This is a genomic window from Rhizobium sp. SVR5-2C (assembly GCF_056755115.1).
This window is the reverse complement of sequence record NZ_JBNDHT010000054.1, coordinates 26,107-39,530: the sequence shown is the minus strand read 5'-3', so window position 1 is coordinate 39,530 and position 13,424 is coordinate 26,107. Positions and strand designations below refer to the sequence as shown.

Genomic DNA, 13,424 nt, shown 5'->3' with positions numbered 1-13,424 from the left:
TGCGGATGAGATGCAGGCGCTCCTAGAGTTCAGCCGACGCACCGGAATCTGGATCATATCGGACGAAGTCTACGGCCGCCTCTATTTCGAGGGCAATGTCGCGCCCTCGATCCTGCAGATCGCCGACGATACCGATCGTGTAATTTCGATCAACAGCTTCTCCAAGGCCTGGGCGATGACCGGCTGGCGGATCGGCTGGCTGTCTCACCCGTCTGGCATTGCCGATCAGCTTGCGGCGATGACGCAGTATATGAACAGCGGCACGGCAGGGATGATCCAGGCTGGCGCCGTTGCCGCCCTGACCGAAGGTGAACCGCTTGTGCAGGAAATCCGTGGCAGGGCGAAGGCTGGTCTCGATCTCGCCTACGAGCGCCTTGGCCAAATCCCTGGCATGATCCTGCCCGACAAGCCGCGGGGTGGCATGTATGCGTTCTTTGCCCTTGAGGGTCGCGCCGACGCGCGCGAAGCCTGTGCGGATATTCTTGAAAAGGCCCGCGTCGGTTTGGCGCCGGGCTATCTCTTCGGCAATTCTTCCGCAGCGTTCCTGCGCATGTGCGTATTCCGCGACATCGAACAGATAAGAATTGCGCTTGATCGCATGGTCGACGCGATGAAATGACGCTCCGCCGCAGGGCGGAACGGGAAATACCGGCGCCGGCAAAACCCGGCGCAGGCCGATAAACCAGAGGGAGATAAAAAATGAGCCTGACCCGTCGAAACCTGTTGGCCCTTGCGGCCGCCATCGGCCTTGCCGGTGGAGTATCCACTGCCTATGCTGCCGATGTCCTGAACGTCGGTTCCTATCCGAGCAACCCCCCTTTCGAATACAAGAACGACAGCGGTGCCTTCGAAGGCTTTGAGGTCGATATTGTCACCGAAGCTGCCAAGCGCGTCGGCCTGAAGCCGGAAATCGCCGACTACGGCTTCCAAGCCCTCTTTGCAGGCACGACTTCGAAGCGGATCGACGTAGCGATTTCCTCGATCACCATTACGCCGGATCGCCTGAAGTCTCAGTCGTTCACGCAGCCTTACTACGACTCCGACATGGGTGTCGCCACCAAGGCTGATAGCACCATCAAGGGACTTGGCGACCTCAAGGGCAAGACGATCGGCGTGCTCTCCGGCTCGACTGGCGACAAGTGGGTCAAGGACAATGCCGCAGCCAACGGTTTTGGGGACGTCAAGGGCTACAACGCCCAGCAGGAAATGTTCCTCGATCTCGGCGCTGGCCGCGTCGATGCCGTCATCAGCGACATCCCGGGCATTGAGTACCTCTTCGTCAAGATGAAGGGCTTTACCGTCAAGGATCGCATCAAGACCGGCGAACAGTACGGCCTGATGATGTCCAAGGATCACCCGTTGCTCGAGAAGATCAACGGCGCCATCACCGAAATGAAGAAGGATGGCACGCTCGCCAAGATCCACAAGAAGTGGTTCGGCAGCGATGCACCGGCCGGTTCGTCAACAGTCACCGAACTGCCGATCCCGAAGGCATAAGCTCGCAACCGAGTTTGAATTCGTCATGCCGGCCTCTGGCCGGCGTGATGCCTTACTCTGTACTTGCAAGGAATGCTCATGTCGCTGGTCGAGACCTTCTTCAACGCCGATGTCCTGCTGTCCAGCCTGCCGGCACTCCTTCGCGGTCTGGGGAACACGCTCCTGCTCGGACTTCTGGCCATCGCCGTCGGCGTTCCCGCCGGGCTGATCGTGAGCCTAATCCGGCTTTACGCGCCAAAACCGCTGCGCCTGCTGACGACGATCTACATCGACGTCTTCCGCGCGGTTCCCGTGCTTGTGGTTCTGATCCTGATCTACTATGCGCTGCCGTTCCTCGGCATCCGCCTCTCGTCCTGGGCTTCCGCGGTTCTTGCCTTCTCGATCGTCATGGCCGCCTATTCGGCCGAAATCTTCCGCTCCGGCATCGAAAGCGTCCCGCGCGGCCAGTTCGAAGCGGCAGCCGCTCTCGGCATTCCCTTCCTGGTAACGCTGCGCAAGGTCATTCTGCCACAAGCGCTGCGCATCGTCATTCCGCCGACCACCAGCAATTGCGTTTCGATGTTCAAGGATACGTCACTCGCCTCGACGGTGGCGCTGCCGGAACTGCTCAAAGAAGCAACCGACGCGCAGGCGCTTTATGCCAACCCGACGCCGCTGATCGGCGCGGCACTGGTCTATATCATATTCCTGTGGCCGATGGTTCGGCTGGTCAGCCTGCTGGAGAAGCGCTTCCAGGCTGAAAAGACCCGCTGAACAGCCACGGCGTATCGGCTAGTCGAAGTCCGCGCCCGAAAGATGGTTGCTGACGGAAGTCTTGACAGCTCCGATCCGGGACCAGAGGGCTGCGACGTCCGCCGGGTCGAGATCGGCCATCATATCACGCACCCAGCTCTCGTGAGCGGCGGCCATGGTGGCGAAAAGGTCATCCCCCTTGGCTGTCAGCTTGGCCACGGTCACGCGGCGATCGTCATCCGGGGTCTCGCGAACGACGAGGCCATCTGCCTCAAGCCGCTCCACCAACCCGGTTACATTGCCGTTGGTCACCATCGTGCGCTTGGACAATTCGCCAAGGCGAAGCCCGCCATGCTCGCGGTAAAGCTGGGCCATCAGATCGAACTGCGGCAGGGTTGCGCCGAACTCGTTTCGCAGGCGCCGGCGAACCTCCTGCGAGATGAGTTTTGTCGTGGAAAGCATGCGCAGCCAGAGCCGAAGCTCCTGCTTTTCATGGGCTCCCTGAACGATCGTCTCCAGGTCGACGGTATCGACGTCCGCCTCTGCCATTTCACTCCGCTCGAACCGTTCTAAACAAGTCTCGATGGTCTATGCATCAATATTTGAAATGTCAAAGGAATAGCTTTCGGCAAACGCCGCTATTGCCGGGAAAGCATCTTCGCAAGCATGAAACCGGAACCGGCTCCCGTGCCGGCGCCCGGCCAAGTCGAGGCGCCGCACATATAGAGCGACTTCACCGGCGTGGCATAGCGCGAGTAGCCGGCAACCGGACGGAAGATGAAGTTCTGGTCGAGGTGATGGCTTCCCGACAAATTGTCGCCGCCGATCAGGTTCGGGTTCTCACGCTCAAGGTCTGTTGGCGAGAATATTGCACGTCCAAGCACCTTCGACCGGAGCCCCGGCGCATAGCGCTCGATAATGTCGAGGACGCGCTCGGCATAGGCTTCCTTCGCATCATCCCAATTCCGGGCGGTGATTTTTCCCGCGGCGTCGCCGTGGAATTCTGCCGGCAGAACACGCACCTGCACCCAGAGGACATGCTTGCCCTCCGGAGCGCGGGCCGGATCGATCGCGGTTGGCTGACCGACGACGAGCGCGGGCTCGGTCGGGAGCAGCCCGGCGGCGGCCTCGGCATAGACGCGCGACATCATTTCGAGGTCCGGCGCAACGTGAACATAGGCGAAGCGCTTGAGCCCCTCGCCCGCACGCCAGTCAGGCAAATCCTCGAGTGCAAGGTGGATCATCATCGTTCCCGGCCCGGCGCGGAATTGACCGACCTTGCGATCAAAGTCGGCGCTCGCCTCGTCGGCCGCAACGAGGCGACCAAACAGGATCTTGGGATGAATGTTGGCGATCACGGCCTTCTGAGCTTCCAGGGTTCGCCCGTCCGCCAGCACAACGCCGGTCGCTCGCCCCCCGGACACTCTGATGCTTTCGACCGGAGCGTTGAGGATCAACTCCCCGCCTTTTGCCTCGAGAAGACTTGTCATTGCTGTGATGATCGTGTCGGCACCGCCCTTGCCGATCACCATGCCGAACGCCTGGCTTGCCATCGATTCAAGGTATGGAAACAAGGCGCCACCGGCGACGTCGGGGGGAAAGTCGAGATGCAGCCCCCAGGCGGCCATCATCGTCTTGAGCTTCGCGTGCTTGAACCGCGCATCGAGAAAATCGCGCGGCGAGGCAAAGAGAAGCCGCAGCGTATCATAGAGCCAGCCGGTTCCCTTTTGCCGCCATGCCTTCCAGACAATCTTTGCGGCCGCCAGGGACGGCATAGGTGCCCCGAGAAGACCGAAGATATGGGGCGCGTCGGAGCCGAATTCCGTAAGCATCGCCTGCCAGGCGATAGCATCCGTCGGCGAAAGTGCCGCAATGCCCGCACTGGTCTTTTCGAGATCGGAACTGACGCCAAGGAAGGTATCGTCGCGAAACACGGTTGCAAAACAATCGGCAGCCGGCACGAAGGCAAGGCCGTGTGCCGTCAGCGCGTCCTTATGTTCGGCAAAGAAGGCCGAGCCGGCAAACATGGAGAGGTTCATGGCGGCAACATCGTGGCGGAAACCAGGAACGGTCAGCTCGCGCGTCTTGACGGCGCCGCCCGCCTCCGCCTTGGCCTCGACCACCGCAACCTTCCATCCCTTCGCCGCCAGGTGGACCGCCGCTGCAAGTCCATTGTGACCGGCGCCGACCACCACTGCATCGTAGCTCATGCTTGAACCCCTTGTTTAATGCACTTTTTTATTCGCACATGCATACATCTTCGAAGAGCCTGTTCAAGGGTTTGCGGGCCAGGATGTAAGCAGTCGCGGCGTGGCGATCTGGTCGAACGTCCTAAGATGCCTAGCCTCAGGCAGAATTGCCTTGTTCTTTGCCGCGTCTGAGCATGCACCGGGCATATCGCTTTCGCTGGCTCCAAATACTTGCAATATCATATTTCGTAACATAGGCTCCCTTCATCCAGCCGCTGCGGGCAATAGACAAGAAGCCTCAAAAACCCTTTGCACTGTCGCGCTGGCATCTCGCCAAGGGGAACCCTGAAAATGTCTTCTACCGCTCTTTCCAACCTCGCAACCGCACTCATCTCCGGCGCCGTGAAGGTCGTCGATCTTACCGCGCCACTCGGCCCCGACACGCCGGTGCTCTACCTGCCGCCGCAGTTCGGCAAGAACACCCCTTCCGTCAAGGTGCACACCATTTCGCACTACGATCAGGACGGTCCGTTCTGGGCCTGGAACTGGCTGGAACTGGGCGAGCACACCGGCACGCATTTCGATGCGCCCTGCCACTGGGTCACTGGCAAGGACAACCCGAACAACACCACAGACACCATCCCGCCGCAGAATTTCGTGGCGCCGGTCAACGTCATCGACCGCTCCAAGGAAGCCGCGGCCGATGCCGACTATCTCCTGACTGTTGACAGCATCAAGCAGTGGGAGGCCGAGCACGGCGAGATCGAGGCTGGCACCTGGGTTCTGCTGCGCACCGACTGGTACAAGCGCAACGGCTCGACCGAAGCCTTCCTCAACGCCGACGAAAACGGGCCGCACTCGCCCGGCCCAACCGCCGAGGCGATCCAGTATTTGGTCGACAAGGGCGTCATCGGCTGGGGCCAGGAAACCATCGGCACCGACGCCGGTTCGGCCGGGGGCATGAACCCGCCCTTCCCGGCACACAACCTGATGCACAAGAATAATCGCTACGGCCTTGCCAGCCTCAGCAATCTCGACCAGTTGCCTGCCAAGGGCGCCGTGCTGATCGCTGCGCCGCTGAAGTTCGTCAAGGGCACCGGCTCGCCGGTGCGTGCGCTGGCGCTGATCGCGAAGTAATCTTGCTTGGCCGGGGCGCTGCAGCGCCCCGGCCCTTTCTTTTGGCGCGACTAGGCATGTCCCTTCAATCGCTCCCGATCTCAAGGGTTATTCGCTACTGGAACCGCACGGCCGATGAGCGACTATGACTATATTATCGTAGGCAGCGGCATCAACGCGCTGGTCGCCGCCGCCATGCTCGGCAAGAAGGGCCGCAAGGTCCTTGTCCTGGAGCGCAACGACCACGTCGGCGGGTGCCTGCGCACGGAAGAGATCACCGCGCCCGGCTTCCTCCACGACGTCATGGCGACGACCATGGTGCTGTTCCTGACTTCGCCCGCCTACGGCGCGCTCGGCAAGGATCTGGAGGCACGTGGGCTTGAGTTCGCGCATGCCGACCTGCCGACTGGCGTGCTCAGGCCGGATGGCGCGCACGTCATCTTTTCAAAGGACCGCAACCGCAACATCGCAACCTTCGAAGCCCTTTCGCCCGGAGACGGAAAGGCTTATGCGCGCGACATGGACAGGCTCGGCGTGGATGCGCCGTTCCTGTTTGCGCTGCTCGGTGGCGCGCTCTGGTCCGGGACGACGCTGAAGACCGTTGCAAAACAGGGCTGGGGCCGCGGCCTGCGCGACCTTGCGGCCTGGTTCGGCGAGGCGCTGGCGCCGGCCCGCGGCTATCTCGAAACCAACTATAAATCGGAAGACATCCATGCGCTCTGGGCGCCTTGGGTGCTGCACTGCGGCCTTGGCCCGGAGAGCGCCTACTCGGCGGAAATGCTGAAGGTCATCGGCTTTGCCATCGAACTGGCCGGCTGCCCGGTCGCCAAGCGCGGGGCCGCGTCGCTGACCGCCGCCTTCGAGCGGCTGATCGCCGATCAGGGCGGCGAGATCCGCACCGGCGCCGAGGTCGAGCGCGTCATTCCAGGCCCCGGAAATCGCGCAGGCGGTGTCCGCCTCGCGAACGGCGAGACATGGCGTGCCAGGAGCGGCGTCATCTGCTCGACGACGCCGAACCAGCTTTACGGACGTTTGACGCAAGGTTGGCCCACCCCCTTGCCTGAAACCGTCAACGAAGGCGTTGCCCGCTATCGTTACGGCAAGGGCAACATGCAGATCCACTATGCGCTTTCCGAGCCGCCGCGCTGGAAGGCCAATCCCGAGCTTGACAAGGTTGCCCTTCTGCATCTGACGCCCGGCCTCGACGGCGTGTCGCGCGCCAGCAACGAATGCGAGCGCAGCCTGCTGCCGGCCGAACCTTCCGTCTGCGTCGGACAGCCGGCCTCCTTCGATCCGAGCCGCGCGCCTGCGGGCAAATCGATCCTGTGGTTGCAGCTTCCCGAAGCGCCGCGGTTTCTCAAGGGAGATGCCGCCGGCGAAATCGAAACGCCCGCCGACGGACGCTGGAACGAGACGGTGCGCGAGCGCTACGCCGACCGCGTGGAGGCGCTGCTGTCGCGCCATATCGAGAATTTCGATAGCATCAAGATCAAGCGCCGCGCGTATTCGCCGGCCGACCTCGAGGCGATGAACATGAACCTCGTCGGCGGCGACCCGTATGGCGGCTTCTGCGGGGTCGACCAGTTTTTCCTGTGGCGCCCCTTCAAGTCTTCTGTTAACCACCGCACCCACATTTCGGGACTGTACCACATCGGCGCCTCGACCCATCCCGGCCCGGGACTTAGCGGCGGATCAGGGTTCCTTCTCGCATCCTCCCTGACATAAGGAAAACCTAGGAGAATCCATGGCGGAGCGCTTTTCGGGCACGGTACTGAGACGCAAGCAGGACGGCTACGAAACACGGCCGGCCATGGGCGAAATCGGGCTCAACCATTTCGCGCCCTACCTCATGAACCGGATCATGGCTCGCTGGAATGCCAACATGGCCGAGGAGCTCAAGCAGCATGACATCACCACCGCCAAGATGAGGGCGCTGGCGGTCTTGGCCGTGTCCACCTCCGTCACCATCAACGAACTCTCCGTCTTTGCCGTTACAGAACAGTCGACGATGAGCCGCACCCTGGATTCACTCGAAGAGCAGGGCTACATCCGCCGCCAGCCACGGCCCGAGGACATGCGCGTCCGCGACGTGTCCATCACCGAGGAAGGCCGTGCCGTCTTTGAGAAGATCTGGCCGACCATGTACGACCTCTTCCTGCAGATGTTCGATGGCGTCGACGAAAGTGAATATCGCGTGTTCATCTCGACGCTGCACAAGGTGCTACACAATATCCGCAAGCACGAGATCTGATGGCCGTCCCGCCGGCAGGCGCTGCAACCGTAACGGGCCGGATGCGGCAGCCGGCTCAAAGTGAAAACCGCGCATCTTTCGACGCGCGGCTTTCCAAATGCGCGACCTATCGGGCGAGCCGAGCTCGTTTTTCGGTCAGTCCGCCCTTTTGGCAGGAATGAGGAGCGTAGCCAGTGCCGCCACCAGTGCTACGCCCGCAAAGACATAGAAGTTCCACTGAGGCCCGACGTTGAGGCTGGCGATATAGCCGCCGAGCAACGGTCCGCTGAGCGCGCCGATACGGGCAAAGCTCAAGGCCCAGCCCGTGCCCGCCGCGCGGACGAACGGCTTCAGATGCGAGGCGAGATAGCCGGTCAGAACGAGCGATGCCGACACCGTGCCGAAACCGGCGATGGCAACAAAGGTATAGTTCAGCCAGATCGAGCTCTGGAAGGCCATGGCGGCGATACCGAAAGCCCCGGCAATGTAGGCCAGCGCGACGGTACGCCGCGGACCGAAGCGGTCAGCCCACTTTCCGAGCACGATGCCGCCGATCGCCGACGTAAAGCTGAAAACGGCCAGAAACAGCAAGGCATCACCGAGATCGTAACCGCTCTTGCGCATGATTTGCGGCAGCCACTGCGCAAGGCCGTAGACCAAGAGAAGACCGGAGAACAGCGCCACCCAGAAGCAGATGGTCATGAAGGCGTTGCGCGGCGCGAAGATCTCGCCGAGAACTTCCCGCCAGCCGGTCTTGGCACCCGGCCTCTGTACTGCCGCCGGTACTTCGACGCCCAGGCGGGCAGCAAGCTTGCGCGCGGCTTCATTGCGCTTCTGACCGACGAGGTATTCCAGGGATTCCGGCAGCATCCAGGCGAGAAGCGGCACGAAGACGAGCGGCGCGGCACCGACCAGCACGACGGCGCGCCAGCCGTGATCGGCCACCAGCTCGCGGCCGACGAGAGCAGCTGCGAGGATACCCAGCGAATAGCCGGAATACATGATGCCGTAGTTGAGGCTCTTTCGGCTCGACGGCGAGTATTCGATGGTGAGTGCGGCCGCCACCGGAATGATGCCGCCAAGCCCGAGACCGGCGACGAAGCGGCTGACCGCGAACCAAGCTGGCGTCGGCGACAAGGCGGTCACCATCATGCAAGCGGCAAACAGTGTCAGGCACATCAGGAACATCGGCTTGCGGCCATAAACGTCGCTGAGAGTTGAAATGACGATCCCGCCGATCAGCATGCCGAACAGCGTGTAGCTGCCCATCGCGCCGAGCTGTAGCGGCGTCAGATTCCAGGCGGTGTCGGCCGCCAGCGACGGCAGAATGGCGCCGAGAACGCCGACGTCATACCCTTCTGCAAAGATCGCGACCCAGCAGAGCAGGACCACAAGCAGACTTTTGCCAGGAGAAATCTCTTTTGCGCCGTGGGCTTTCGCTCCTGCGCCTACCCCCTTGAGACTATCCATACAACCTCCCCCTTTGAAAAAACCGATTCCGCTCCCATGCATGAACCGGCGCCGGGCGCAGCTCACAGGCGCGACCCCGGTGGTATGAATATATTAATTTTAAGCTTAAAGCAATAATTTTAGGCTTAAACTATTTACCTAGAAACCCGCGTGAGACCGAGGCAGAAAGGGTTCAGAGCGTCGCCACCGTCTTCAACGCACCGTCGAGCGCAATGCCGCTCTCATCGAGCAGTGCTGCCTGCCGCAACCGCCGCATCCAGGCTTCGCCGTCTTCGCGGTCGCGCAGCATCGTGAGCGCCGACATGACGCGGTCGAATTTCGACAGCCCGCGAGCATGGGTATCGGAATACCCCTTCACCAGCCGGCGATTGTTCAGCACCTCGACGGCGAGAGCGTAGTTGGTGGCGAGGAGACCGGTTGCGGCCGCGAGCCAGGCTTCGCGGTGCTCCGTCTCGCGCATGTGCCTGAGCGTGCCACGCCGCGTGCCGCGAAGCGCGGAGACGGCGTAGAGGCCGAGGAACCAGAAGAGCGTGCCGGTCTTCACGCGCCGCCCCTTGTTGACGATGCGGTCGAGCCGGTTGAACAGCGACGGCCGCTTTTCGATCCACAGGCCCCACGCCTTCGGCAGCGTACCGCAGATTTCCTCCATGCGCGGATGCATGTATTCCGTCATATAAAGGATCTGGTCCGATCTGACGCCCACTTCCTTGCGCACGCGCTCGAAACGCGAACCACGCACCTTGAGGTCGGCAACGCGGATGACGTCGTCATAGGCCATGGCAACAGCCACGTATTTCGCCGCCTGCGTGGTAAAGGCGAAACCCTTTGCCTCGCCGCCTGCCTTACGGTCGAGCGCGCGCAATACAGCAACGCGATCCAGATATTCGCCGGCATAGGCAGGATCCTGGAAATCGGTGAGCTTCTTGACGCCGGCAAAGAGCAGCGGCCTTGCCTGTTCAGGAAACTCGGCGCGAATGCGGTTGACCAGCCGGTCGAGATCCGGATGCCCCGCCGTTTCCGGCAGTGCGTCCAGACGCTTGTGCGGCGTTGCGGAGACGGAATCGTTGGGCTTGCCGGAGGCGCGTTCGAGGGCCGCGTTGAAGGCCTTCAGGCTGGCCTCGATGCCCTTGCCGCCGGCGCGGATGGTCGCCTCGAAGGCTTCCTTGCCGAAGGGCAATGCGCCGGACCCGGCGAGCGCACCGAACATCGAGGCCGAAATCACGCTGCCGTTGCTGGTCGCCAGCGTCTCCATATCGAAGGCGATGATGCGCTTGGCGGCGAAATCGGTGGCATCGGTGACGACAACAGGATTGGCCGTGCCATCGCCGGGCTTTTCCTTCTCGCCGACCGCAAACGATCTATGGGTGGAGGCGATCAACGTCGTCTTGTCCGGAGTGACGAGCCCGCGCAGCACCGAACGGCCGGCTTCCATCAGTTCGGCGGCAAGCACGATGTCGACATCACCAGGCGTCGGCATCAGCGAGAAGATCGGTGCGTGCCCGTCGCGGGCCGGCAGCATTTCCAGATAGTAGATGGTGGCGCCGGTGCGCTGAGCCACGCCGGGGACTGACGTCGTCTGCGCCATCCAACCCTGCTCTTCCGCAAGCGCCACGATCCAGTCGGCAAGCACGCCGCCGCCCTGCCCGCCCATGGCGAGGATAGCGACGGAAATCGGCTTGTCGGTTGAAAGGCGCTCGTTGAGGCTCGCTTGCTCGTTCATGGTCGCGCTCCTCAATCGGCAAAGACGATGCGGCTTGCCTGGCGGCGCGCCTGCAGCCAGCCGATGGCGCGGCTGCGCATGCGGGCAACGAAACGATCCCAGCCCGTCGGGTTATGAATGACGTCGGCGCGATAGAACGACGGACAGAGGACGGCCGCTTCCGCCACCTCACCGCAATTGCCGCAGCCGACGCATGTGTTGTCGACCGCCGCGACCGGATCGTCCTTCAGCGGATCGTCGGTATGCTTGACCGACAGCGACGGACAACCGGAAAGCCGGATACAGGCGTGATCGCCGGTACACACATCCTCGTCGACGCCGAAGCGCTCCTTGACCATGCGCTTGCCGTCCTTCACCGCCTTGGCGAATTGCGGCTTCACGCGGCGCTGCTTGTTGAGCATGCATTCCGACGAAGCGACGATGATCTTCGGGCCCGGCTCCTTCGTCGTCAGCGCCTCGCGCAGCGTGTCCCGCATCTTCGCAACGTCATAGGTACGATCAATCTGGCGCACCCAGGTCGCACCAATCCCCTTCACCGCGTTGACGATGGAATTGTTGGTCTTGCGCCGCGGGTTCAGCGCACGCGACGACATGATGTCCTGCCCGCCGGTCGCCGCGGAATAGTAATTGTCGACGACGAGGATGACGCCGTCCTGCTTGTTGAAGACGGCGTTGCCGACCGACGTCGCCAGACCATTGTGCCAGAAGCCGCCGTCGCCCATGACCGAAATGGAGCGCTTGTCCGATTCCACATTGAAGGCGGAAGCGGAAGCTGGACCGAGCCCATAGCCCATCGTCGTACCGCCGATATTAAAGGGAGGCAGGATCGAGAACAGATGACAGCCGATGTCGGCCGAAACGTGGTGTTCGCCCAGCTCCTTTTCGACCAGCTTCATGGCCGCGAAGATCGGCCGCTCCGGACAGCCGGTGCAAAAGCCCGCCGGCCGCGGCGGCACGACTTCGGCAAGCGCCTTGACCTTCGGATCGTTGAGAACAGGCGTCGGATCGGGTATCGGCGGCTGGTTGCCGAGCAGGAGGCGCTGGTGCATCTCGATAAACGTCTTAATGCCCTTGACCAGCACCGGCGCCGTATACTCGCCGCCCATCGGCAGCACGTCCTTGCCCGAGACCTTGGTCTGGATGTCGCGGCGGCGCAGGATGGTGTTGAGCGACTGCTCGATATATTCGGGCGCCCCCTCCTCGACCATCAGCACCGCCTTCTTGCCCGCGCAGAACTCGGCCACCTGGTCGTCGATCAGCGGATAGGCGACGTTCAGGACATAGAGCGGGATGGAGGAATTGCCGTAGACGTCGGCAAGGCCGAGCTGCTGTAGCGCGCGCATGACGCCATTGTACGCGCCGCCAAGCAGGATGATACCGACCTCGCCTTCCGACGGGCCGAAATATTCATTGAGCTTACGGCTCTTGATGAACTCGACGGCGGCAGGCCAGCGCTTCTCCAGCTTCTCCTTCTCGTGCAGGAAGGAGGCCGGCGGCAGAACGATGCGGTTGACGTCGCGCACCGGATTTTCGAGCGCCTGCTTCAGCGTGAATTCGGGGCGCTTGTTGTTCTTCGCCTCGAACTGCCCATGCATGTGACAGCTGCGAATGCCGACCTGCAGCATGACGGGCGTATTGGAGGCTTCCGACAGCTCGAAGCCGGTTTCCACGGCGTCCACGATCGAGGGCAGATTCGGCCGCGGATTGAGGAGCCACAGCTGCGACTTCATCGCATATGCATGGCTGCGCTCCTGCATGATCGAGGAGCCTTCGCCATAGTCCTCGCCGATGATGATGAGAGCGCCGCCCGTCACGCCGCCGGAGGAGAGGTTGGAAAGCGCATCCGAGGCGACGTTCGTTCCGGCCGTCGACTTCCAGGTGACCGCTCCGCGCAGGGGATACATCACCGAAGCGGAAAGCATGGCGGCGGCGGCCGCTTCAGACGCCGAGGTCTCAAAATGAACGCCCAGATCCTCCATCACGTCCTTGGCATCGGCAAGCACGTCCATCAAATGCGAGATGGGCGATCCCTGATAGCCGCCGACATAGGATACACCGGATTGCAGGAGGGCTTTGGTAATTGCGAGGATACCTTCGCCGCGGAAGATTTCGCCTTCCCCCCGCTTCAGATCCTCGACTTCACGCGCAAACGAGCGTTCGGCCATGGCATTCCCCTTCGTCCATGCGGACTACTTTTATATTCATTTGCAAAAGCATATTTCGGCTGACGCAACACTGTCAATCAGCAAATGCTTGCCTAGCTGATACCTTTGTAGGATCGCGCCGACGCGCCCAATGAGTAGCGCTCGTAAATATATGCTGCGGCATATGATTGGGAGGTTGTTCAAGCTTCAGCAAAGTGCTTGCCGGTTCGCGTTACTTATTTTAAGGTTGAAACATTCCGATAATAAATTGCCAGCGGCAGCCGAGGCCGGTGCAAAGCCTCCTTCCGCTAACAGGGGAACGGAAA

Annotated in this window: 11 protein-coding genes; 6 read left to right on the top strand and 5 right to left on the bottom strand. The window is 61.9% G+C overall.

The features are described from left to right. The 3 genes from ACPYOI_RS17155 to ACPYOI_RS17145 all read left to right on the top strand — a co-directional run. On the top strand, positions 1-619 hold a 619-nt coding region (locus ACPYOI_RS17155; protein ID WP_481423117.1), incomplete at its 5' end, for an aminotransferase class I/II-fold pyridoxal phosphate-dependent enzyme. Positions 620-699: 80 nt separating this feature from the next. Then, complete coding sequence (locus ACPYOI_RS17150; RefSeq protein WP_481423116.1) at positions 700-1,497, top strand: ABC transporter substrate-binding protein; 798 nt, start codon at positions 700-702, stop codon at positions 1,495-1,497. A gap of 78 nt (positions 1,498-1,575) precedes the next feature. Continuing rightward, entirely contained in the window at positions 1,576-2,250 is a 675-nt protein-coding gene (locus tag ACPYOI_RS17145; protein ID WP_481416977.1) for an amino acid ABC transporter permease, read from the top strand. Positions 2,251-2,268: 18 nt separating this feature from the next. On the opposite strand, the gene ACPYOI_RS17140 is transcribed toward ACPYOI_RS17145, so the two are convergent. Both ACPYOI_RS17140 and ACPYOI_RS17135 read right to left on the bottom strand, forming a co-directional pair. Beyond that, positions 2,269-2,778, bottom strand: a complete 510-nt coding sequence (locus tag ACPYOI_RS17140; RefSeq protein ID WP_481416978.1) for a MarR family winged helix-turn-helix transcriptional regulator — start codon at positions 2,776-2,778, stop codon at positions 2,269-2,271. 89 nt (positions 2,779-2,867) lie between these two features. Further along, positions 2,868-4,439: a phytoene desaturase family protein gene (locus ACPYOI_RS17135; protein WP_481423115.1), complete on the bottom strand. Its 1,572-nt coding sequence runs from the start codon at positions 4,437-4,439 to the stop codon at positions 2,868-2,870. 330 nt (positions 4,440-4,769) lie between these two features. Between ACPYOI_RS17135 and ACPYOI_RS17130 the strand changes: the two genes are divergently transcribed. From ACPYOI_RS17130 to ACPYOI_RS17120, 3 genes are all read left to right on the top strand, one after another. Continuing rightward, positions 4,770-5,555: a cyclase family protein gene (locus ACPYOI_RS17130; protein ID WP_481416980.1), complete on the top strand. Its 786-nt coding sequence runs from the start codon at positions 4,770-4,772 to the stop codon at positions 5,553-5,555. Between the two features lie 114 nt (positions 5,556-5,669). Next, positions 5,670-7,259 carry a phytoene desaturase family protein gene (locus ACPYOI_RS17125; protein WP_481416981.1) on the top strand — a complete coding sequence of 530 codons (1,590 nt, stop codon included), beginning with the start codon at positions 5,670-5,672 and terminating at the stop codon, positions 7,257-7,259. A 19-nt stretch (positions 7,260-7,278) separates the two neighbouring features. After that, a complete protein-coding gene (locus ACPYOI_RS17120; RefSeq protein WP_481416982.1) occupies positions 7,279-7,785 on the top strand; it encodes a MarR family winged helix-turn-helix transcriptional regulator in 507 nt (168 codons plus the stop codon). Between the two features lie 135 nt (positions 7,786-7,920). Here ACPYOI_RS17120 and ACPYOI_RS17115 read toward each other — a convergent pair whose 3' ends face one another. The 3 genes from ACPYOI_RS17115 to ACPYOI_RS17105 all read right to left on the bottom strand — a co-directional run bounded on the left by ACPYOI_RS17115 (position 7,921) and on the right by ACPYOI_RS17105 (position 13,119). Beyond that, positions 7,921-9,234, bottom strand: a complete 1,314-nt coding sequence (locus tag ACPYOI_RS17115; protein ID WP_481423114.1) for an MFS transporter — start codon at positions 9,232-9,234, stop codon at positions 7,921-7,923. A 172-nt stretch (positions 9,235-9,406) separates the two neighbouring features. Further along, positions 9,407-10,954: an indolepyruvate oxidoreductase subunit beta family protein gene (locus ACPYOI_RS17110; protein WP_481416983.1), complete on the bottom strand. Its 1,548-nt coding sequence runs from the start codon at positions 10,952-10,954 to the stop codon at positions 9,407-9,409. Positions 10,955-10,965: 11 nt separating this feature from the next. Further along, on the bottom strand, positions 10,966-13,119 hold the full coding sequence (locus tag ACPYOI_RS17105) for a thiamine pyrophosphate-dependent enzyme (RefSeq protein WP_481423113.1): 2,154 nt from the start codon (positions 13,117-13,119) through the stop codon (positions 10,966-10,968). Between the last annotated feature and the right edge of the window lie 305 nt (positions 13,120-13,424).